Here is a 21,390-nt window from a genome sequence, read left to right on the forward strand (position 1 = left end):
TTTCATTTCTCCTCGTTTTCTTCATTTGCTTTATTTTCAACTAAAAATAATGGGATACCTTCGTCCGATACACCCGTGAATGACATGACACCTGTTTGCTGGCGATCATCCCACATGTAAATAAATTTCCCTCGATAGGTAACATCCCCAATAGTTACAACAGAATCAGTGGTTAGATTTTCGGCAACCGCCCATTCGCCACTTACTTCTCCTTCAATTTTTCCTTTTTTGGTTAAATGAACTGGTTCTGGCTCAGTTAATTCTGCACTAATTTCTTTACTTGTTTGAATCATTGAATACTCTCCGAAAATCTGACCGACCGTGTAAACATCGAGCTCTTCACCTGCGTAGCTTAATGCACTTTGGACAGGCCAACCATCCTCGGTGAAGTACAGTTGACTCACTTTCACCTGATGTCTTTCACCCCAGTTAGGGAAACGGGTATGGAAAATATTAAAATACTGATCGGTCTCTGAATCATGATATACCGAATTATGCCCCGCCGACACATAACCTGCGTGTGTTAATCCATCATTTGGTTCAAAGTAGAAATTCCCCAACAATTTGTTACCATAAGGTTGAATCGCTACATCATCGAAGAATGTGTTCGCTTTACCTTTTGCCTCAATCATCTCTTGACCTAACATATCTTCATAAGGACCATTTGGCGTTTTCGATCGAGCGACGCGCATATTATACCCACCCGATGCGTCTAATCCACCAAAAGTGACAAATAGATAATAATATTCCGTATCCGGATTGTAGATGATATATGGCGCTTCAATTCGACTATGGTTCCCCCCTAATAATTTAGTCCCATAAGTCGTACGGTCTTTTGGCAATCCAGTTGTATCATCCATTTCAAGAATAAAAATTCCACCAGAATAGGAACCATAAACCATCCATAATTGATCGTCATTATCATAAAAAACATGAGGATCTATAGCATTTGGATGTCTCGTTGCATCATATGTTTTTCCGAATTGAGGAGAAGTTCCTGAATATAAGAAACTTTCAACCTTTTTATATGGACCTTCAACATTATCGGCTACAGCAACACCTAATACGGAAAGTGGGGAATCACCACGGCAAAGGCAATAGTACATGTAATAACGACCATCTTTTAGTTGTTGTATGTCTCCTGCCCAGAAAGTATCCGTTTGAGCATATTCAAACTCTTCTTTAAATTCCTCATAAACATCTTCAAAAAGTGTATTAAATCGAACACTATCAGAAACTTGCTCCCATTGCATCAAGTCATCTGTCTTCGCTGCAGCTAAATGGGAACCAATTACATAAAAAGTATCGTCCGCTTTCGTAATCGATGGATCATGAACAGATACAGCAGAAAAAGTAGGTTGTTCAATCATTGGCATCGCCTCCTTTTCCTCCGTTGCGCACGCCGTCAAAAACAAGGAGCATAGACAGACTGTCGGGAAAATTTTTTTCAATAAAATCAGAAACACTTCCTTTCATCCTATTTAAATTTTTCGCTTTTGTTTTAACCCTCGTATGAATATTATCCTAAACAGAAAGCGTTGTCAACAATATATTAATTAACTCTTTTCGTAAAATTAATATACAATAAATATTTTTATTAATATGTTGATAGAATTAAAATAAATATAGCCACTACATAATAAATGTGTTAAACTTTTTATAAATGATTATACGAAGAGGTGTTTGCATGCAGTTACACATCAATGACGAATCGTTACCTGCGTATGAAGCATTGGCAAGTTCAGTGAGAATTAAGATTATATAGCCACTACATAATAAATGTGTTAAACTTTTTATAAATGATTATACGAAGAGGTGTTTGCATGCAGTTACAAATCAACGACGAATCGTTACCTGCGTATGAAGCATTGGCAAGTTCAGTGAGAATTAAGATTATTCAGTTACTTTCTAAGAATAAAATGAACATCAAAGAAATTGCTACTGCATTAGGTCTTAGTAGCGCTATTACGACCATGCATGTTTCAAAACTAGAAAAGGCAAATATTATTAAAACCGAAAAAGTCGGCCAGCAAAAAATTTCAAGTCTTCGAGTAGACAAAATTGAAATTAATTTCCCTGAAAAAATATTTAATGCCTTCGATACAAAAGAAAGTTCTATTCCTGTCGGTCACTACACAAATTTCTCGGTCGCCCCTACTTGCGGATTAGCTACAGCCAATAATTTTATCGGATTAGTCGATGAACCTAAATACTTCATGGACGCAGAACGTATGGATGCTCAATTGCTTTGGTTCACAAAAGGATTTCTCGAATATCAAACACCCAATCTTTTGAACGAAAATGAATCACTCGAAATGATGGAAATTTCGATGGAAATTTCTTCTGAATTTCCGTTTGCGAACAATAACTGGTTATCTGATATTACTTTCTCAATCAATGATAAAGAAGTTGGAACTTGGACCAGCCCTGGGGACTTCGCTGATATCCGTGGGAAATTCACACCTGCTTGGTATCCAGACAATCAAAATCAATACGGTTTATTAAAAACAATCCGTATCATGCATCATGGCACTTACATGGATGGTGAACCATTATCAGACGTAACCATTGATGATTTAAAGGACCTTGAAAATGATTTATGGAAACTTAAAATCCAAGTCAAAGAAGATGCTGAACATATAGGTGGTTGCACTTTATTTGGAAAAAATTTTGGAAATTATGCTCAAGATATTAAGGTCAAACTTTTTTATAGCTAAAAGAAAGCTGGTCAATCAGAATCGATTGACCGGCTTTTTTGATTCTAAACTACACTAATCACATGGAATTGATCATTAATTTCTCTAATCTTACTTAAATTACATTTTGGTTCACGGTTATATGTCAACAAACCATTAATTTCTTGTTCAACATCAACTGTGAATAAAAATATCCACATAAACCTTTTGATGCAGAAACATCAAAGTCGATTCCATCTTTCATTCAACTAAATCAGCGAAAATACAGTCCTATCCAGATTAATTTACCAATAAGTTAACAAAAAAAGCAAAAGACGAGTTAACTATTAAACGGATTATCCTATTTAATTCTTACATGAAGAAGTCGCCTTATTTAGGAAACATTGTCAATACGATTAAAACAACAAATACAAAAAAACTTTACAGTTAATTTACCTTTACTGTATAATAGACCACAAATTTATTTTTAACTAAAAAGTTAAAGGAGTATTGATCCATGGAACTCGATTTATCCAATAGATCTCTTTTAATCTTTCAAGCACTTTCAAGTGAAACAAGATTAAAAATTATTTATTTTCTTAGCAATCAGAAAAAAAGCATTAGTGAAATTGCTGACTATTTACAAATTAGTAAAGCCATAACAACTCGGCATGTACAACAAATGGAAAATGCTGGTCTCTAAGCTTCTGAGCGAGGTGTTGGCAAAAACCGCAACAAAAAAATGGTGTTTTTAATAATTGATGATATCCATATTTTGTTTCCAAAGAAAATTTATCCCGAATTCAAGCTCCATTCTACTGATTTAAAGATTGGGCACTTTACTGACTTTTCAGTCCGTCCAACTTGCGGCCTTGCGACAGAAAAAAATATCGTAGGTAAATCTGATGATCCGAAATACTTCTTAGACTCAGAGCGCGTGGATGCTGCTTTACTTTGGTTTAGCGAAGGTTTTGTAGAATACAAAATCCCTAATTTAATTCAAGAAGATCAAAGTGCAGAACTTTTAGAAATCAGTTTTGAAATCGCTTCAGAATTTCCATTATCAAATAACGTGTGGCCGAGTGATATCTCGATCTATGTTAATGATATTAATGTTGCAACTTATACAGTCCCTGGAAATTTTTCAGACACTAGAGGGATTTATACACCAGATTGGTGGAATGATCGTTTTAGTCAGTATGGTTTACTAAAACATTTGCGCATCAACAAATTAGATACTGGGATCGATGGAGAGACTTATTCAGACGTGACCATTGATGACCTTTAATTGCACGAATCGCCTTTTATCAAATTGAAATTAGAAGTGGCTGCTAACGCAAATAACAAAGGTGGTCTAACCCTTTTTGGTAAAGGTTTCGGCAATCATAATCAAAACATTTCGATTAACACGTATTATTTAGACAGGTAATTATCTTTAGAAATCGAAAAGGAGTCATACAAAATGTCAATTTATTATCAAACAATCTTCAATCAAGTAGATGATTGGACATTTACTGATCCAGCTGAGCAAAACTATACGTTGAAGAACAAACAAGTAGTTTTTTCAAATAATAAGACCCATCAAGCCATTCTTTCAAACAGTCACTTTACTGATTTTAGCTTTTCTGTCGAGGTCCAAGTTCTCACTCCTTCAACCAATCAGACTTCCGCTTTGGGTGAGGCAGGGATGTTACTTAGAGTTCAAGAGAATGCAGATTTTGCTAGATATTATTTCGGTTTAGATATCGCGCAGCAACAAGTCATCTTTGGAAAATTTGAGAAACAGCAATCAGATTGGCATCAACTTGCTAATCGTAAAATGGCATTGGCTTATGAAAAAAGCTATCTTTTAACTGTTAATGTTTCAGGTGACCATATCCAATGCTTTGTCAACAAACATGCAGATAGCTTCCCTGTCGTCGATGTGCTGGATTCGCAATTTAAAGCAGGCACGATTGGTCTAGTTAGCCATTCGACAGAAACAGCTTTTAGTAGACTTTTTGTCCAAGCGTTTGAAACTGACCCAATCATTGGAGACACCTATCTAAACCCAATCATACCAGGAGTTGCCGATCCTGATGTTTTACTTCACAATGGAACTTATTATTTGTACCCTACCACAACAGATCGAAATGTCGGTGGAATCAAAGTTTATACTTCCACAGATCTAACAAATTGGACTAACCAAGGAATGGCAATGAAAGCTGGCGAAGATAATTGGGGGACGGAAGGTTTCTGGGCTCCTGATATTATTGAACGAGACGGGAAATTCTATATGTATTATACGGCAAACGAGCACATTTGTATGGCTGTCAGCGAATCTCCATTAGGCCCATTTATTCAAGAAGAATTTGGCCCGCTTCATGAAGATATTCAAGAAATTGACGCGCACGTCTTTAAAGATGATGATGGACAATATTACTTTTACTTCGTTCGTTTTACTGCCGGGAATGTAATCTGGGGCGCAAAATTAAATGATGATATGCGTTCAATCGATCAAAACACTTTAACAGAGTTACTCGTTCCTTCGCAAGAGTGGGAAAAAGATATTGCTCCGGTAAACGAAGGCCCTTATATGTTGAAAAAAGACGGTATTTATTACCTAACCTATTCTGGCGCCCATTTTGTTAGCCCGATGTACGGCGTTGGTTATGCGACAAGTACTCATCCATTGGGTCCTTATACAAAATATAAACAAAATCCTATCATGCAATCAAACGATATTGTACATGGTGCAGGACATCATGGCATTACTTTTTCACCAGACGGAACAGAAATTTTCATAGCCTATCATGTCCATTATGACTTAGAAAATGCCAATCCAAGAAAATTTGCAATCGACCGTGTTCGCTTTTCGACCGATGAATCTGGCAAAACCTTTTTAGAAGTTCATGGTCCAACCGTTACTAACCAAACAATCCCTTCAGGAGCAGTCAATGCCAATAATTTGATAGATATTTCTCCAATTGAAGAAATACTACTAGTAGCAAAGGATAGCACTATTGATACTATGTGTCTTCCAGCAACTGTAAAGATTCGAACATCTCAAACAAGTTTTATTGAGTCTATCGAAGCAAAAATCAATTGGAATGTCGAGGAGTTTGATCCTAACATTGCTACACAAACGATTAGCGGGGAAGTTGTTTTACCTGATGACATCAGCAATTTAGGCAATCAATCGTTGGAAGTTACAATAAACCTACAAACTGAGACATCAGTATAAAAATCATCACTTTTATGTACGTGTACGATTTAAAGTTTTTTTAAAGCGTTAAAATCATCACTTTTTGAAAACTTACTTTATCTTAAAACCACCCAAAAAGCCCGATGAATAAATCATCTGACTTTCTGGGTGGTTATTCATTTTCAAAAGATTTTTTAAAGTCTTTTAACTATGCGATAGTTTCAAAAGTATACGTTGTCCAAGTTTCAAACGTTTTATTTTTTTCTAACAACGGAGTGACAAAATTCGCTTCATTGATGGCATTTGGGAAGTATTGGGTTTCCAAACACATTCCTCCACGGTATTTATAAACTGAACTTTCTTTCCCTTGTGATTCAACAATAAAGTTTCCAGTATAAAGTTGAACACCCGGTAAATCTGTTGCTGTCTTCATGACAATTCCACTTCGATCACCTGTCAAAGTTGCGAATACCTCTGACTTTGTATCTAAAATAAAATTGTGGTCATAGCCTTTAGCGAAAACCAACTGCTCATAGTCTTCCTCGATATCTTGTCCAATTGTTTTACCAGTTGTAAAATCCATTGGCGTATCTTGCACAGGAAGGATTTCACCAGTTGGAATCGATTGACTATCGGTCATTGGTGTAAATTGACTGGCATCCATTTGTAAATGATGTGCTAAAATAGTACCACTTTGATGACCATTCAAGTTAAAGTAACTATGGTTCGTTGGATTAAATACAGTATCTTCACAAGAAGTTCCCACATACTTAATTAAAATTCCCTCTTCATTTAATTGATAAGTTACTTCCAATCTTAAGTCACCCGGATAACCTTGATCACCATCAGGACTATTCAAACCAAAGGTAATGCTATTTTGAGCTTCATCAATTGCTTTGACTTCCCAGACTCTTAATTGATAACCTTCTTTTCCACTATGAAGATTATTCATCCCATCGTTTTGAGCCAATTGATATTCTTTACCATTTAATTCAAAGCTTGCTTGGTAAATTCGATTGGCATTACGCCCAATTGTAGCTCCTAAATAAAGGTCATCATTTGCTTCATACTCTTCTAGGGTATCAAAGCCTAAGACAACATCTTGCAATTGTCCATCTTTATCCGCCACCCAAAGATTTCTTAAGGTTGCCCCAATATTACTGACAGTCATTTTCATTCCTTGTTTATTTTCGAAAGTGTATAAAAATACTTCTTCTCCTGTTTTTGCTACACCGAACTTTTCTTGTTTCATCTAGCAAATTCCTCTCTAATTCTTATTTTTGTTAGCGATACCACTGATATCTTTTAAAGTCAAAGCAACGAAGGAATCTAAAAACAGCAAGCTATTTTTAGATTCCTCCAAACAATCCTTATCGAAATAAAACGACCCAGAATTTTTATACGCTTATTTAATCAAAACTGTTTCTAAGCCAACTAATTTTGCCCAAGTTTCAATTTGATCAGATGTTAAGTTCAATGAAAGTACAGTATGGTGTCCGCCACCTGTTTCAATCCAAGATTTCACCCCTTTATGGAAATCCGGTTTTGGTGTCCACATTACACGAGCAACTGGTAAATTCGGCGCTTCTTCAGTAGGTTCAAATGCATCTACATCGTTAATTAATAGTTTGTAGTGTGTACCGAAGTCTGCCATAGAAACAACCACACCTGCACCAGCTTTACCATCAAAGACCAGACGAGCTGGATCTTCACGATCACCAATTGATAATGGTGAAACTAGAACTTTTGGTTTATTTGCAGCTAATGAAGGGTCTACTTCTAACATGTGTGATTGTAGAATTGCTTCTTTTCCAGCTGCTAATTCATACGTGTAATCTTCCATGAAGCCAGTATTTTGATTGTGTGACATAATTTTCATCAAGCGATCAATTGCTGCAGTTTTCCAGTCACCCTCACCAGCAAATCCATATCCTTGTGCCATTAAACGTTGAACAGCAAGTCCAGGTAATTGTTTCATACCGTAAAGATCTTCAAAGTTAGACGTGAACGCTGTATAGTTTCCAGCTTCTAAGAAACGGCGAATTCCGATTTCTTGACGCGCTTGAACTTTAACATGGTCTTCCCAAGTTGCTTGATCATAATCACCATAATCAAAATCATATAATTCTTTGTATTCAACAAACAATGCATCTACTTCTTCTTCTGTAACTGCATCTACGTATTGAACTAAATCACCAATACCAAAATAGTCAACTGTCCAACCAAATTGGATTTGTGCTTCAACTTTATCCCCTTCAGTAACACCAACATTACGCATGTTGTCACCAAAACGAGCAACTTTAATATTAAAACTTTCGTTATAACCAACAGCTACATCCATCCATTGACCAATTTGAGTTTGAACTGATTCATTTTCCCAATAGCCAACAACCACTTTATTTTGTTTTTTCAAACGAGCATTGATAAATCCATATTCACGGTCACCATGAGCTGCTTGGTTTAGATTCATGAAATCCATGTCAATTGTTGACCAAGGAATACTTTCGTTAAATTGTGTTGCTAAATGTAACAATGGTTTTTGTAATAATTTAGTTCCACGAATCCACATTTTTGCTGGCGAGAATGTATGCATCCAAGTAATTACACCTGCTACCTCATCGCGGTAGTTAATTTCTTTCATCACTTTTGTAATTGCATCTGCAGAAACAGCTAATTCTTGTAATACTACTGGATAAGGTAATTTTCCACTGTTATTCAAACCGTCCGCAATTGTTTGGGCGTTTTTCTTAACTTCTAATAAAGCTTCCTCTCCATATAAATGTTGTGAACCTACTACTAGCCAAAATTCTTTTTGTCCAATTTCTAACATGTCTATTCGCTCCTTAATTCTTTAATTATTTTTTATTTTTTTAATCTGATATAGATAAAACTTTACCGTTTTAATGTGTCACGCAATTATTTTTTTTGACCGTAATAAGCATCTTTCCCATGCTTACGTAGATAATGCTTGTCTAGTACTCTTTGCGGCAATTCTTCGGCAAAATGATTTAATTCACGGGCAAATAAATTCATTTTAGCAACCTCATCTAAGACAACAGCATTCACAACGGCTGCATCCGCATCTTTGCCCCATGTAAATGGTCCATGTCCGTGTAACAATACCGCAGGAACTTCCATCGGATTAATCCCACGTTCTTTGAAAGTTTCAACAATCAAATGACCTGTTTGTTCTTCATAACCTGCATCAATTTCTTCTTGAGTTAAGAATCTAGCACAAGGTACTGAACCATAAAAAGTATCCGCATGAGTCGTTCCCATTGCAGGCACATCTAAACCTGCTTGTGCCCAAATGGTTGCCCAAGTAGAATGCGTATGAACGACACCACCGATTTCAGGAAATTTTTTGTACAATACCGCATGAGTCGGTGTATCAGATGAAGGATTCAATTCTCCTTCTACGACATTTCCATCAAAGTCACAAACGACCATGTCACTAGCTGTCATTGATTCGTAGTCAACACCACTTGGTTTGATAACAAATAATTCTTTTTCTCTATCTACAGCTGAAACATTTCCCCAAGTAAATTTAATTAATCCATGTTTGGGTAAGTCTAAATTCGCTTGAAAAACCTCTTCTTTTAATTTTTCTAACAAAGCCTTTTCCTCCTACTTTAAATAATCAATTGCAGCTTGTTCAATTGGCAAACCATCTTCATAACGACGAATGAAACTTTCATACCCTTTTAAGTTTTCTTCAGTTGGATGAACGACAACACCTTGGCTATCACCAAAAACTTTATTTCTTAGGTAATCTTCTAATGAACTTTGTTTCGCTTCTTGTAAATATGCCGCTAGAATAGCAATTCCCCAAGCTCCACCTTCACCAGCAGTTTCCATTACAGTTACTGATGTTTCCATCGCAGCTGCTAAAATCCCTTGAGCAACTTTTGGTGTTTTAAAAATTCCACCATGACCAACTAATTGATCCACTTGGATACCTTCTTCTTTAAGAATTTCCATCCCGATTCGCATCGCACCAAACGCACTTGCAATGTGTGTACGCATAAAGTTTGCTAAATTAAAATTACTTTCAGGTGTACGGGCAAAAAGTGGTCTACCCTCACTCATACGAGTAATATTTTCACCAGAATAATAGCCATAAGCTAGTAATCCTCCACAGTCAGCGTCCCCTTCTAATGCTTTATTAAATAATGTTTCATATAGTTTGTCGGTACTGATTTCAACACCTAATGTATCCACAAATTCTCTAAACAATTTCATCCAACCATTAATTTCGGATGAACAGTTATTTGTGTGGACCATCGCGACTAAATCACCAACTGGTGTAGTTACCAAATCGATTTCTCGGTGTACTTTGTCCATTTCCTTTTCCAAGACGATCATGGCAAACGCAGAAGTCCCCGCCGAAACATTACCAGTACGTTTAGTAATACTATTTGTCGCAACCATCCCAGTCCCAGCATCTCCCTCTGGAGGACAAAGCGGAATTCCTGCTTGTAATGTTCCTGTTGGGTCTAATAATTTAGCACCAGCTTCTGTAAGTGAACCAGCTTCTTCACCAGCAACAAGGGCTTTTGGTAAAATTGCTGTTAAATCAATTGATAAGCCAGCATCTGATACTAAAGCTTGGAAAGTATCCAGTTTTGCTTGGTCATAATCTTTCGTTGTTGGATTAATCGGGAACATTCCAGATGCATCACCGACACCTAATACTTTTTGACCCGTTAATTGCCAGTGAACATAGCCAGCTAATGTAGTGAAAAAACCTACATCAGAAACATGTTCTTCTTTATTTAAAATTGCTTGATATAAATGCGCGATACTCCAACGTTGCGGAATATTATATTGAAAAGCTTCCGTTAATTTTTCTTCTGCTTCTTCAGTAATTGCATTACGCCAAGTTCTAAAAGGAACCAACAATTCATTTTTTTTATCAAATGCTAAATAACCATGCATCATTGCACTGAATCCGATAGATCCAATCGTAGTTAACTGTTCTCCGAATTTTTCTTTAACTTCAACTGCCATTTGACGGTAGCTTTCCTGTAATCCAGCCCAAACATTCTCCAATGAGTAGGTCCAAATGCCATCAACTAGTTGATTTTCCCATTCGAAACTGCCTGAAGCGATTGTTTCCAAACTAGAATCGACTAATACAGCTTTAATTCTGGTTGACCCTAGTTCAATCCCCAGTGCTGTTTTTCCATCTCTTATTTCTACCTGCTGTTTAACGATAAGTTGATCCATTCTTTCTCACGAACCTTTCTTATTGAATTCCCTTACATTTTAAAATATATGTACGTACATGTCAATGGAAAACGACAAAGATGTTCGGATACATTGATATTTTATTCTCGAGTTTTTTTAATAAATCGCTTCTCTACACAACAAAGTCTGCTATTGTCGACCGTGGGACCTACTGGAACCTTTAGTCTCCAGTCTACCAAGCTTCAAACTGTAACTAAGCGCTAAGTTACAGTAATTCACATTTGCTCCTTGACACGGTGACGTCGCAGCCATCGTTGTTTCGTTTCGCCAGCGTAATCCCCAAAAATAAAAATATCACTACTCGGCAAATAAGTTAAAAAGAAAAAATTGCTGTCTTTTTATGAATTTGCCTGTTCTGTATGAACGTGTTTCGTTTCACCCATGCGCAACGAAGAGAGCGGCTGCGTTGTCGCCGAGTAATGAATTCAATGTGAAAGCCAAATTGATTTGTTATTTGATGTGTGAAGCTTCAAAGCTGGAGACTATAGGCTCGAGGCGGTTCATATCCGACCTAAGCAAGACGCTTTCGAAATGAAGCGAAGTATATTGGTTCTATAATATTTAGTGTTGATGGAAAACTTTCTGGTTTTCTCTCAACACTTTTTTACTAGTCAAAAAAATAGAAAAGAGATATCCAACTTGATAAAATGTTAATCACCACAAAAAACATTCAAGAAAGGATATCTCCATGGATAATCATACTAGAAAATTGACTGGCTTAACAGATAAACATATTATTTTTGAAGAAAATTGGTTGGAGGAACAAACAATCGACGGACAAAGAACTTTTATCGTTCACGGAAAATTGACCTATATACCCACGTTCTGTCGGAAATGTGGCTGTAAAAACGAAGGACAAATCGTTAAAAATGGCACCCATCTCACTCGTTCACAACTCGTCCCTTTTCGTGGTAGAAAAACGATCCTACACTTGAAACGTTCTCGTTTTATGTGCAGAGAGTGCGGATCGACCTTCAATGCACAAACACCGTTGATTAAAGAAAAGCATCATCTGTCGAGAATTGATGTACAAGATTGCCAGAGAACTTAAAAAGAACCGTAGCCGGAAAGAAATCGCCGAAGACAACTTTGTCTCTGATGTGACAGCGATGCGGGTCCTGCGTTCGTTTGCCAATGAATTCAAGCCCAATTACAAGTACCTTCCTAGTGTTTTATGTATTGATGAATTTCGTTCATTGAATGCGTCCGATTCACCCATGAGTTTTATTTTTATGAACGGACATACGAATAAAATCATCGAAATTCTTGAAAGTCGCCGATTGGCTTTTTTAAAGACGTATTTTATGCGTTATTCACGTAAAGTTCGATTAAACATTCGCTATCTAGTCATGGACATGAATGCGCCTTATACCCAACAACGGCGCTGTGGAAGGAACAAACAATAAAATCAAGGTCATCAAACGTGTCGCCTATGGGTATCGCAATTTTCAAAACTTTCGAGCAAGAATCTATTTTATACAAGGATTGATTTTTAAAGAGTTTACTACAGAGACAAAAAATCAGATGGCTTTGACAGCCGCCTGATTTGATCTACTATTTTTTTATTTGGATTCATCAACACTATTTGACGAAGAGCCAGTATATTTTGGAAATAGATCGCATAGCACATAAAAACAGTATGTTAATTTGGAAAGAAATTTAAAAGAAGTCAACTCATCACTTAATATGATAAGTCAACTTCTTTCATTTAGTTCATATCAAAATACACTTTCGTATCTAATTCATCTTGTTTCAATTGCTCAATTAAGCCATTCACACTGGTAAAAGCAACTTGATCGCGTAAGAAGTGATGCCAACGAACGCTAACTTGTTCTCCGTAAATATCTTGACTAAAATTCAAGATATAAATTTCAATAGTTAATCTACGGCCTTTTTCAAAGGTATCATTTCGGCCAATCGAGCCCATTGCTGGATACCATTTACCGCCTACGAAGATTTCAGTAACATAGACACCTTCACGAGGCAGTCTGGTCGTACTTTTCGTTTTAATATTGGCTGTTGGAAACCCTAATGTTCTGCCACGAGCATCGCCATGAACGACTGTTCCATCGATTTCATACGTGTAACCTAATAATTGATTCACGTTTTCCATTTGTCCGCTATCTAAGTTTTCTCGGATGCGGGTTGAACTAATCTTCAGCCCCTCCAAGGTTTCTTTCTCCACGGTGACAATTTCAAAACGATCTTGTGCATACAATGGCAACTGTTCCATATTGGCAATATTTTTCGGTCCGTAAGTATAATCAAAACCTGCAACTACGTATGCTGCATGCAAATCAACCATATATTGATCCACAAATTCTTGTGGTTTTAAACTCGCAAAAGAAGAGGTAAATTCAATGACATACAGATAGTCAACTGCTTCTTTTTCCATTAGACGTTTTTTCTGATCTAAACTAGTCAGGTATTTCATCTGCTCAGGTTTCATTTTTTGAAAAACGATTGAAGGATGCTGGTTAAACGTCATAAGGGCTAATTTTAATCCTTTTTCTTTGGCAATTTTATAGCCAGTTTGAATGACTGTTTGGTGTCCTTGGTGAACACCATCAAAAAAACCTAAAACCAAAACAACATCTTCATTTGGTATCATCTCTTTTGTATAAGGATGATGAATTTCAATGACTTTCATACTTCTATTCTGCTCCTAACTCTGTCTGTAATACTTTTAAAGGTTTCACGATTCCTATTTGTTTATCGTGCGGTTGATAGATACTCACCACTTTATTTTGATAAAAAACTGCAAATGGTTCACTTGGTCTACTTTTTAATTTAAATTCCTCAAAAGGCAATCGCATCCCATTTTTTACTTTTAACCAAAGTTCCTCAGAAATATCGACTCTTAGAAAATCTTTGATACCAAACTCAATCGGTAAAAGGATTTCATCTAATCTTTCTTCCTCCATCGCTTTCGCTACTTCGCTCAAAGTGACAGCTTGCTCTTGAAAAAAACCACCACTTGCTGTACGTGTTAAATCGGACATATGTGCCGGTACACCTAAAAGTCTACCTGTATCCACTGATAACGTTCGGACATATGTGCCCTTTCCACATACCACACGAAATCGCCAACTTTGCACTCCTTCTTCTTGATTCCAAACAGGTTCTGTCAGACGTACAAATGATTCAATTTGAGCTTTGCGTTTTGGGCGTTCAACTGTTTCACCATTTCGCGCATATTCGTAAAGGCGTTTGCCATTTACTTTTACTGCCGAATACATCGGAGGTATTTGAATGATTTCACCGGTCAATTTTTCCATGGCTTGATCAATTTGTTCTGTCGAAAAAGGTTCAGTTATCGCTTGTCTTTCCACGATTTCACCCGATACATCCTCAGTCGTTGTCGAGAAACCTAACGTGATTTCTCCCTCATAAATTTTTCCTGCATCCGTCAAAAATTCAATTACTTTGGTCCCTTTTCCAATGCAAATTGGCAATACACCATCTACATCTGGATCCAAGGTTCCTCCATGACCAACTTTTTTCGTATGTAAAATTTTTCTTAATTTAAATACGCAATCGTGACTCGTCATGCCACGTTCTTTCCATAATGGTAAGATACCATCCATTTGGACACCTCAATTCATCTTTTATCGATTAATATATCGACAAATTTTTCCTCAATTATTATAACATAATGATACCTAAAGAAATAGGAATGAGATTGATTCATCCCATTCCTATCAATAATTACTCTTTATTCAAATTACGAATCATCTCATCAATTTTATTTCCATATTGAACAGATTGATCTAATTCAAATGTTAATTCTGGTGTTTTATAAAGAGTTAATTCATGACCTAATTCACGACGAACTAAACCAGTCGCTTTTTCCAATCCAATTTGAGCTTTTTCTTTTTCAGAAGCTAAGTCTGATAAAATGCTGTAATAGATGGTTGCTTGCTGCAAATCTCCTGTGACGTGAACATCAGTGATAGTCACATCTTGAACACGAGGATCACGAACTTTTTTTCTCAAGATTTGATTAACTTCTTTTAAAATCTCTTGAGCTACTCTACGATCACGATAATTGGCCATTAGTGGACCTCCTTGTGATTATTTTACTTTTATTTCTTCCATTACGAAACCTTCAATGACATCATCTACTTTAACATCATTAAATTTGTCAATCATCGCTCCACATTCGAAGCCTAGTTTTACTTCTTTAGCATCGTCTTTGAAGCGTTTCAAGCTAGCTAGTTCCCCTTCATAAATAACAATGTTGTCACGGATAACACGTACACCACTATCACGACGAATGAAACCATCAGTTACATAACAACCAGCAATTGTTCCAACTTTAGAAACTTTATACGTTTCACGAACGACCATTTGACCTGTAATTTTTTCTTCAAATTCAGGATCAAGTAATCCTTTCATCGCTGTTTCAATCTCTTCAATTGCTTTGTAAATAATACGGTGTAGACGAATATCTACTTTTTCAGAATCTGCTTGTTGTTTCGCTTGAGGTGTCGGACGAACGTTAAAGCCAATGATAATCGCATTACTTGCTGCTGCTAAGGTAACATCACTTTCATTTACCGCACCAACTGCTGAATGAACAATATTTACACGTACTCCCTCAACATCAATTTTTTGTAGAGAAGCAGCTAAGGCTTCAGCCGAACCTTGTACGTCAGCTTTGATAATAACGTTAACTTCTTTTAATTCGCCTTCTTTTAGACTTTCAAATAGATTGTCTAAAGTCACACGAGAGTTTGAAGAGCGTTGTTCGATCATTGCACGTTTTGCACGTTCTTCACCCGCAGCACGAGCTGTTTTTTCATCTTCAAAGACAACAAAACGATCACCTGCTTGAGGAACATCATTTAACCCAGTAATTTCAACTGGTGTAGCTGGTCCTGCTGTTTTATCACGACGACCTAAGTCATTGGTCATTACACGAACACGTCCGTAAGTATTCCCTACAACAATTGGATCACCAACATGCATCGTCCCTTGTTGTACTAATAACGTAGCAACTGGCCCTTTTCCTTTATCTAAGCGTGCTTCAATAACTGTTCCGATTGAGTTTTGAGTCGGATCAGCTTTTAAATCTTCTACTTCAGCAACTAATAGAATCATTTCTAATAGTTCTTCGATATTTTGACCAAATTTGGCTGAGATTTCAACAAAAATTGTATCTCCACCCCATGATTCAGGAATCAATTCATGTTCACTTAATTCTTGCATTACGTGTTGAGGATTTGCTCCCGGTTTATCAATTTTATTCACAGCTACAATAATTGGCACTTTAGCCGCTTTCGCATGGTTAATTGCTTCGATTGTCTGAGGCATCACACCATCATCAGCTGCTACTACTAAAATCGTAATATCTGTAATACTTGCACCACGGGCACGCATACTTGTAAAGGCAGCATGTCCAGGAGTATCCAAGAATGTAATTGGTTTACCATCAATATCAATTTGATATGCACCAATATGTTGAGTAATCCCGCCAGCTTCACCACTTGTTACACGAGAATTACGCAATGTATCTAGTAAAGTTGTCTTACCATGGTCAACGTGACCCATAATTGTTACAACCGGTGGACGAGAAACTAGATTTTCTTCTTTTAACTCTTCTGGTTCAAAGAATTTATCAATATCTGCGATATCCACTTGTACTTTTTCTTGAGCTTCAATTCCGTAATCAGTTGCTAATAATTCAATCGTATCTTTATCCAATGGTTGGTTTTGATTAACAATTACACCCATCATAAAGAGTTTTTTAATGATTTCAGCTGGCTCACGATAGATTTTTTTAGAAATATCAGCTACGTTCATCCCATCCGTATATTCAAGAATTTCAGGTAATTCACGGAATTTACGTGCTGGTACAGCCGGTTTATTAGATTGTGGTTGTTGTCTACCTTTTTTACCACGTTTGTTGAATTTATTACGGTTTTGATTTCCACCAAAATTGTTGTTGCGATTTTGATAGTTATTGCGACCACGATTTTGGTTATTTTGAGTTTGACCACCTTGATTTTGTCCTGAACGATTTTGATTATTTTGTACTTGACCACCTTGATTTGAGCGGTTTTGATTTACGTTCGTATTTTGGTTCGAACGTTGTTGGTTCGTATTTGTATTTTGAGCTGAACTATTTTGATTTGTATTCGCGTTTTGAGGACGATTTTGATTTTGTTGTCCCGCTCCTCTTGGTTGACGATTTTCTTGATTATTTGATCGTTGTTGTGGACGGTTTTGGTTTTGTTGTTGACCTACTGGACGATTCTGATTTTGCTGTTGACCAGTTGGACGATTTTGTCCTTGTCCTTGACGGTTTTGATTTTGTTGTCCACGTTGTTCTTGATTCCCACGACGATTATCTTGATTATTTGGATGATTTCCTTTTTGATTTCCACTTTGGTTTTGACGGTTTTGGAAGTTAGGATTATTTCGTTGCGTTTGGAATTTCTTTTCATTTGTCTTTTGGTTTACTGGTTTTTGGGATGCTGGTTTGTTTGATTGCGGTGCACCTCCGCCTAGTTCTTGACGTAGTTTTTTCTCCTCACCATCTGAGATTGCTCCCATGTGATTTTTTACATCATAGCCTAGTGACTGTGCTTTCTCGACAATCTCTTTACTTGATTTATTAATTTCTTTTGCAAGTTCGTATACTCTTTTTTTCCCCATGCAATCACCTTCCTAACCTAATATTAATTCCTCAATTCTTTTAGCGAATCCACTATCTAAAACGCCAACTACCATTCGTGATTTCCCAATGGCTTGACTTAATTCATCTGAATGGAATACATCTAAACAAGGAACTTGATAAAAAGAACTTTTGTCTTTTAATTTTTTCTGTGTGTTTTTACCGGCATCATGAGCAATTAAAACAAGTTTTGCTTTTTGCATTTTAACTTCTTTTACAGTCATTTCTTCTCCGGTAACCAGTTTACCAGCACGCATTGCTAGTCCTAACATATTTAATGCTTTCTGTCTATTCATTGTCAAATAACTCTCGACGGGCTTTTTGATGTGTTACATAATCTAATAATTCTTGGTAAAATTCATCTGTCAACTTCGCTTCCAATACACGGTCTAAAATGCGTTTATCCCATGCTAATTGAGCTTCTTCAGGTTCCATTGCAATATATGCTCCGCGGCCAGGCTTTTTGCCTGTAGGATCAATTGAAACTTCCCCTTCTTTAGATCGAGCGATTCTTAAAAGATTCTTTTTAGGAATCATTTCACCAGAAACGACTGATTTTCGTAAAGGAATTTTTCTTTGTTTCATCAGAATCCCTCCAGTTATTAATCTTCCACAGATTCTGTCTCTTCATCTAAGAAGATTTCATCTGTTTCAGCTTCTTCATTGTCTAATTGCGCATAAAAGTCTTCCATGTCAGACTCAGATTTAATATCAATCTTGAAACCAGTTAACTTAGCAGCTAAGCGCGCATTTTGTCCTCTTTTACCAATTGCTAAAGATAATTGATAGTCAGGTACGACTACCGTACAAGCTTTTGGATTTTCAAGATCAAAAATAACATCACTTACTTCAGCAGGATTTAAAGAATTTGCAATAAAGACAGCTGGGTCTTCATTCCATTCAACGATATCCATATTTTCACCTTTTAATTCATTAACTAAGGCTTGAACACGTTGACCTTTTGGACCTACACAAGTCCCTACTGGATCAATATTTGCATCATGAGAACGAACAGCAATCTTCGAACGATCACCTGCTTCACGAGCAATACTTACGATTTCTACAATTCCATCATACACTTCTGGTACTTCTTGTTCAAATAAACGACGTAGTAAATCTGGATGACTACGACTAACAAAAACTTGTGGTCCTTTTGAAGTGTTTTCTACACGAGAAACATAAACTTTGATTCGATCATGCGGTTGATAAAATTCGTTTATCATTTGATCTTGCTTAGATAAGACTGCTTCAATTTTGCCTAAGTTTACGTAGATATAACGATTGTCTTGTCTTTCAACAATTCCTTGCATAATATCTTTTTCATAGGCACTAAATTCGTTATAGATGATACTACGCTCAGCTTCACGAACTCGTTGTAAAATAACTTGTTTTGCTGTTTGTGCAGCAATTCGCCCAAAATCTTTTGGTGTTACTTCAAAACGAATAGTGTCCCCAATTTCATAAGCTGGATTAATAGTCATCGCTTCTTTCAATGAAACCTCTAGCTGAGAATCCATGACTTCTTCGGAAACTTCTTTCACTGCATAAACATGAATGTTGCCTTTCTTTTGATCAAATTCAACTTCCACGTTTTGTGATTGTCCGTAATGACGTTTATAAGCAGAAATTAACGCTGCTTCTAACGCTTCGATAACGATTTCTTTAGAAACTCCTTTTTCAGCTTCTAAAGCATCTAATGCGTTTAACATTTCTTTACTCATTGTCTTCGATTCCTCCGTATTTAAAATTGAATAGCTAGACGAGCTTTTGCGATATTTTTACGTTCAACGGCAATTTCTTTTTCTCTTGTCTTAATCTTGATTTTTAAAACAAGCTCTTCTCCATTAAGAGACTGTAAAATACCTTCGTAAATTTTTTCTCCGTCTAATGGTTGATATAAAGAAACATGAATATATTCTCCGATTGCTTTTTCAAAATCCGTTTCTTTTTTTAGAGGACGTTCGGCCCCTGGAGAAGAAACTTCCAAAAAGTATGCTTGAGGAATCGGATCAGGATCAATCGTATCTAGTTTTTCGCTTAAGTGTTCACTAACAAACGCACATTCTTCGATATCAATTCCACCATCTTTGTCAATAAAAAGTCGAAGAAACCAGTTCTTGCCTTCCTTGACAAATTCCACTTCAACTAATTCAAAATTTTGCTCCTCCAAAATTGGAGTTACTAAGTCTGTTACGGTTTCCACAACAGTACTCAAATTTTATCGCCTCCTTCATGTCTACTAGAAAAGTGCTTTTCATTCCATTAAAAAGAGTGAGGGAATTTCTGCCCTCACTCACCTCTAGTATCATTACATTTATTAATATAACACATTTTTCATGCTGTTTCAAGTTACTCGCGTTTTCATCCCACCATTTCATAATTAAGCAGACATCTTTACAGTTCATTTTAAATAGATATTGAAACTTCCAGAATAAAACTACGCAAACGTCCTTGTTGTGTGAGAACGCCACGAGCCTCTCTCAGAGTCTCTTAGGCTGCTGACGTTCAAACTCTGACTAAGTGCTAATCGCACTTAGTCAGAGTAATTCATTCAGCTCTTTAACACACTACAAGGATGTTTTCTTCGTTTACTCTTCCAGTTTCTGAATCATGAGTAAAAAATAGAAGTTCCATTAAAAAATGGTCTCATCACTAGCATTGGAAGTAGTGCTTTTCTACTTCCTACGAGGTGCTTGAACGCCAAAAGCTCTGAGACTCCTAAGAAGGAAGCTCAGAGCGGTCTCTGATAGTGGATATATTTTTCGGACAGTTTTTTTACTCAATTAAAAACTGTTGAAATTAAACGTGGTAGCCAGCCAGAACTTTCGAAGTCCAAGGGTGCTTGATTAGGAAAATAAAGCCACATTCGATAAGCATAAACGGTCATGACGACTCCAAATAAGTTTCCCCAAAAATAATTGGAGTGATAAATTTTACTAATTATTTTTTGTTTACGAAATATGACGATTCCAAAAACAATGGGGACAAGCCAAAATAATGGATGATAATAAAAAGCCTCGTGGAAATTTCCTGAAAAGAAATGTGTGAACGCTCTAGTCATTCCACATCCCGGACAAGGAATTCCCGTGATTAATTTAAAAATACACATTAGTAATCAGTCCATTCATCATCTTCATCACTCATATGTGATTCAGTTTGATAAACAACTTCTTTCGGCTCCTCTTCAACATACATCGCTCTTTCCCACAATAGATTTAAATCAGACTGTAGAATCGCTACATTTATGATTCCTAAGCCAAAAATGGCTAATAAAATGAATAATAGTTTATTATCGGTAATTGCTGAATAGCCTGTATCAGCTTGGGCTTGCATTAGTTGCTCATTCATACGGTACCACCAATAAATTTGATACAAGCCCCCCGTTATAATAGTCAGTACCACCGCTAAACCTGGACTAACACGATAGTCATCAGTGTACTCATTTAATTCTCTCGTTGTTTGGTATAACCATACAAAAAAATAAATGCCACAAGTTATAAATGGCAAAACCAATACCATAAAAATTGATTTACGTTGGCCAATAAAACGTTGATTTCTCATCTTCCACTCTCCTCATTTATACCCAAAACTTTTAAACTCTT

General features: G+C 36.5%; 21 protein-coding genes and 1 pseudogene. 7 read left to right on the plus strand and 15 right to left on the minus strand.

All coding sequences use genetic code 11. The annotated features are described in order from the left end of the window. Positions 1 to 2: 2 nt before the first annotated feature. Positions 3 to 1,376: a glycoside hydrolase family 43 protein gene (locus tag AC4BBX_RS03440; RefSeq protein ID WP_490455074.1), complete on the minus strand. Its 1,374-nt coding sequence runs from the start codon at positions 1,374 to 1,376 to the stop codon at positions 3 to 5. Positions 1,377 to 1,823: 447 nt separating this feature from the next. On the opposite strand from AC4BBX_RS03440, the gene AC4BBX_RS03445 reads away from it, so the two are divergent. The 4 genes from AC4BBX_RS03445 (at position 1,824) to AC4BBX_RS03460 (ending at position 5,898) form a co-directional block, all read left to right on the plus strand. Continuing rightward, positions 1,824 to 2,717, plus strand: a complete 894-nt coding sequence (locus AC4BBX_RS03445; protein ID WP_490455075.1) for an ArsR/SmtB family transcription factor — start codon at positions 1,824 to 1,826, stop codon at positions 2,715 to 2,717. Between the two features lie 475 nt (positions 2,718 to 3,192). Further along, positions 3,193 to 3,378: an ArsR/SmtB family transcription factor gene (locus AC4BBX_RS03450; protein WP_490455076.1), complete on the plus strand. Its 186-nt coding sequence runs from the start codon at positions 3,193 to 3,195 to the stop codon at positions 3,376 to 3,378. 39 nt (positions 3,379 to 3,417) lie between these two features. Beyond that, the gene (locus AC4BBX_RS03455) at positions 3,418 to 3,963 is read left to right on the plus strand and encodes a hypothetical protein (protein WP_490455077.1); all 546 of its coding nucleotides are present in this window, start codon (positions 3,418 to 3,420) and stop codon (positions 3,961 to 3,963) included. A gap of 174 nt (positions 3,964 to 4,137) precedes the next feature. Beyond that, positions 4,138 to 5,898 (plus strand): family 43 glycosylhydrolase, encoded by a 1,761-nt coding sequence (locus AC4BBX_RS03460; RefSeq protein WP_490455078.1) that lies wholly within the window; start codon positions 4,138 to 4,140, stop codon positions 5,896 to 5,898. 169 nt (positions 5,899 to 6,067) lie between these two features. On the opposite strand, the gene AC4BBX_RS03465 is transcribed toward AC4BBX_RS03460, so the two are convergent. The 4 genes from AC4BBX_RS03465 to AC4BBX_RS03480 all read right to left on the minus strand — a co-directional run bounded on the left by AC4BBX_RS03465 (position 6,068) and on the right by AC4BBX_RS03480 (position 11,088). After that, positions 6,068 to 7,111 carry an aldose epimerase family protein gene (locus tag AC4BBX_RS03465; RefSeq protein ID WP_490455079.1) on the minus strand — a complete coding sequence of 348 codons (1,044 nt, stop codon included), beginning with the start codon at positions 7,109 to 7,111 and terminating at the stop codon, positions 6,068 to 6,070. Between the two features lie 153 nt (positions 7,112 to 7,264). Continuing rightward, positions 7,265 to 8,689 (minus strand): L-arabinose isomerase, encoded by a 1,425-nt coding sequence (araA, locus tag AC4BBX_RS03470; RefSeq protein ID WP_490455080.1) that lies wholly within the window; start codon positions 8,687 to 8,689, stop codon positions 7,265 to 7,267. 86 nt (positions 8,690 to 8,775) lie between these two features. Continuing rightward, on the minus strand, positions 8,776 to 9,474 hold the full coding sequence (locus AC4BBX_RS03475) for an L-ribulose-5-phosphate 4-epimerase (RefSeq protein WP_490455081.1): 699 nt from the start codon (positions 9,472 to 9,474) through the stop codon (positions 8,776 to 8,778). A gap of 12 nt (positions 9,475 to 9,486) precedes the next feature. Next, on the minus strand, positions 9,487 to 11,088 hold the full coding sequence (locus AC4BBX_RS03480) for a xylulokinase (RefSeq protein ID WP_490455082.1): 1,602 nt from the start codon (positions 11,086 to 11,088) through the stop codon (positions 9,487 to 9,489). 709 nt (positions 11,089 to 11,797) lie between these two features. Here AC4BBX_RS03480 and AC4BBX_RS03485 point away from each other — a divergent pair. The 3 genes and pseudogenes from AC4BBX_RS03485 to AC4BBX_RS03495 form a co-directional block, all read left to right on the plus strand. Next, on the plus strand, positions 11,798 to 12,160 hold the full coding sequence (locus tag AC4BBX_RS03485; protein WP_490455083.1) for a hypothetical protein: 363 nt from the start codon (positions 11,798 to 11,800) through the stop codon (positions 12,158 to 12,160). Positions 12,161 to 12,341: 181 nt separating this feature from the next. Continuing rightward, positions 12,342 to 12,515, plus strand: a complete 174-nt coding sequence (locus tag AC4BBX_RS03490; protein WP_490455752.1) for a transposase — start codon at positions 12,342 to 12,344, stop codon at positions 12,513 to 12,515. Then, positions 12,487 to 12,654, plus strand: a pseudogene (locus tag AC4BBX_RS03495) (transposase); the annotation flags it as partial. The gene AC4BBX_RS03490 and the pseudogene AC4BBX_RS03495, both read left to right, overlap by 29 nt. A gap of 163 nt (positions 12,655 to 12,817) precedes the next feature. On the opposite strand, the gene ribF reads toward AC4BBX_RS03495, so the two are convergent. The 10 genes from ribF to AC4BBX_RS03545 form a co-directional block, all read right to left on the minus strand. Further along, a complete protein-coding gene (ribF, locus tag AC4BBX_RS03500) occupies positions 12,818 to 13,759 on the minus strand; it encodes a riboflavin biosynthesis protein RibF (RefSeq protein ID WP_490455084.1) in 942 nt (313 codons plus the stop codon). Positions 13,760 to 13,763: 4 nt separating this feature from the next. After that, positions 13,764 to 14,696 (minus strand): tRNA pseudouridine(55) synthase TruB, encoded by a 933-nt coding sequence (truB, locus tag AC4BBX_RS03505; protein ID WP_490455085.1) that lies wholly within the window; start codon positions 14,694 to 14,696, stop codon positions 13,764 to 13,766. A 121-nt stretch (positions 14,697 to 14,817) separates the two neighbouring features. Beyond that, entirely contained in the window at positions 14,818 to 15,165 is a 348-nt protein-coding gene (gene rbfA, locus AC4BBX_RS03510; RefSeq protein WP_490455086.1) for a 30S ribosome-binding factor RbfA, read from the minus strand. Positions 15,166 to 15,183: 18 nt separating this feature from the next. Then, entirely contained in the window at positions 15,184 to 17,769 is a 2,586-nt protein-coding gene (gene infB / locus AC4BBX_RS03515; protein ID WP_490455087.1) for a translation initiation factor IF-2, read from the minus strand. Between the two features lie 12 nt (positions 17,770 to 17,781). Then, positions 17,782 to 18,084 carry a YlxQ-related RNA-binding protein gene (locus tag AC4BBX_RS03520; protein WP_490455088.1) on the minus strand — a complete coding sequence of 101 codons (303 nt, stop codon included), beginning with the start codon at positions 18,082 to 18,084 and terminating at the stop codon, positions 17,782 to 17,784. Continuing rightward, the gene (gene rnpM, locus AC4BBX_RS03525) at positions 18,077 to 18,373 is read right to left on the minus strand and encodes an RNase P modulator RnpM (protein ID WP_490455089.1); all 297 of its coding nucleotides are present in this window, start codon (positions 18,371 to 18,373) and stop codon (positions 18,077 to 18,079) included. The genes AC4BBX_RS03520 and rnpM overlap by 8 nt, the downstream gene beginning before the upstream one ends. Before the next feature lie 17 nt (positions 18,374 to 18,390). Further along, positions 18,391 to 19,509: a transcription termination factor NusA gene (nusA, locus tag AC4BBX_RS03530; protein ID WP_490455090.1), complete on the minus strand. Its 1,119-nt coding sequence runs from the start codon at positions 19,507 to 19,509 to the stop codon at positions 18,391 to 18,393. 20 nt (positions 19,510 to 19,529) lie between these two features. Next, positions 19,530 to 20,003: a ribosome maturation factor RimP gene (gene rimP, locus AC4BBX_RS03535; RefSeq protein WP_490455091.1), complete on the minus strand. Its 474-nt coding sequence runs from the start codon at positions 20,001 to 20,003 to the stop codon at positions 19,530 to 19,532. A 564-nt stretch (positions 20,004 to 20,567) separates the two neighbouring features. Beyond that, positions 20,568 to 20,897, minus strand: a complete 330-nt coding sequence (locus tag AC4BBX_RS03540) for a DUF2752 domain-containing protein (RefSeq protein ID WP_490455092.1) — start codon at positions 20,895 to 20,897, stop codon at positions 20,568 to 20,570. Beyond that, positions 20,897 to 21,349 carry a DUF4234 domain-containing protein gene (locus AC4BBX_RS03545; protein WP_490455093.1) on the minus strand — a complete coding sequence of 151 codons (453 nt, stop codon included), beginning with the start codon at positions 21,347 to 21,349 and terminating at the stop codon, positions 20,897 to 20,899. The genes AC4BBX_RS03540 and AC4BBX_RS03545 overlap by 1 nt, the downstream gene beginning before the upstream one ends. Positions 21,350 to 21,390 lie beyond the last annotated feature (41 nt).

The organism is Enterococcus sp. AMC1157 (genome assembly GCF_058216555.1).

Bases quoted from the DNA above. Each gene is read 5' to 3' on its own strand.
- AC4BBX_RS03440 (WP_490455074.1), bottom strand. From the start codon at position 1,376: ATGCCAATGATTGAACAACCTACTTTTTCTGCTGTATCTGTTCATGAT.
- AC4BBX_RS03445 (WP_490455075.1), top strand. From the start codon at position 1,824: ATGCAGTTACAAATCAACGACGAATCGTTACCTGCGTATGAAGCATTG.
- AC4BBX_RS03450 (WP_490455076.1), top strand. From the start codon at position 3,193: ATGGAACTCGATTTATCCAATAGATCTCTTTTAATCTTTCAAGCACTT.
- AC4BBX_RS03455 (WP_490455077.1), top strand. From the start codon at position 3,418: ATGGTGTTTTTAATAATTGATGATATCCATATTTTGTTTCCAAAGAAA.
- AC4BBX_RS03460 (WP_490455078.1), top strand. From the start codon at position 4,138: ATGTCAATTTATTATCAAACAATCTTCAATCAAGTAGATGATTGGACA.
- AC4BBX_RS03465 (WP_490455079.1), bottom strand. From the start codon at position 7,111: ATGAAACAAGAAAAGTTCGGTGTAGCAAAAACAGGAGAAGAAGTATTT.
- araA (WP_490455080.1), bottom strand. From the start codon at position 8,689: ATGTTAGAAATTGGACAAAAAGAATTTTGGCTAGTAGTAGGTTCACAA.
- AC4BBX_RS03480 (WP_490455082.1), bottom strand. From the start codon at position 11,088: ATGGATCAACTTATCGTTAAACAGCAGGTAGAAATAAGAGATGGAAAA.
- AC4BBX_RS03485 (WP_490455083.1), top strand. From the start codon at position 11,798: ATGGATAATCATACTAGAAAATTGACTGGCTTAACAGATAAACATATT.
- AC4BBX_RS03490 (WP_490455752.1), top strand. From the start codon at position 12,342: ATGAACGGACATACGAATAAAATCATCGAAATTCTTGAAAGTCGCCGA.
- ribF (WP_490455084.1), bottom strand. From the start codon at position 13,759: ATGAAAGTCATTGAAATTCATCATCCTTATACAAAAGAGATGATACCA.
- truB (WP_490455085.1), bottom strand. From the start codon at position 14,696: ATGGATGGTATCTTACCATTATGGAAAGAACGTGGCATGACGAGTCAC.
- rbfA (WP_490455086.1), bottom strand. From the start codon at position 15,165: ATGGCCAATTATCGTGATCGTAGAGTAGCTCAAGAGATTTTAAAAGAA.
- infB (WP_490455087.1), bottom strand. From the start codon at position 17,769: ATGGGGAAAAAAAGAGTATACGAACTTGCAAAAGAAATTAATAAATCA.
- AC4BBX_RS03520 (WP_490455088.1), bottom strand. From the start codon at position 18,084: ATGAATAGACAGAAAGCATTAAATATGTTAGGACTAGCAATGCGTGCT.
- rnpM (WP_490455089.1), bottom strand. From the start codon at position 18,373: ATGAAACAAAGAAAAATTCCTTTACGAAAATCAGTCGTTTCTGGTGAA.
- nusA (WP_490455090.1), bottom strand. From the start codon at position 19,509: ATGAGTAAAGAAATGTTAAACGCATTAGATGCTTTAGAAGCTGAAAAA.
- AC4BBX_RS03540 (WP_490455092.1), bottom strand. From the start codon at position 20,897: ATGTGTATTTTTAAATTAATCACGGGAATTCCTTGTCCGGGATGTGGA.
- AC4BBX_RS03545 (WP_490455093.1), bottom strand. From the start codon at position 21,349: ATGAGAAATCAACGTTTTATTGGCCAACGTAAATCAATTTTTATGGTA.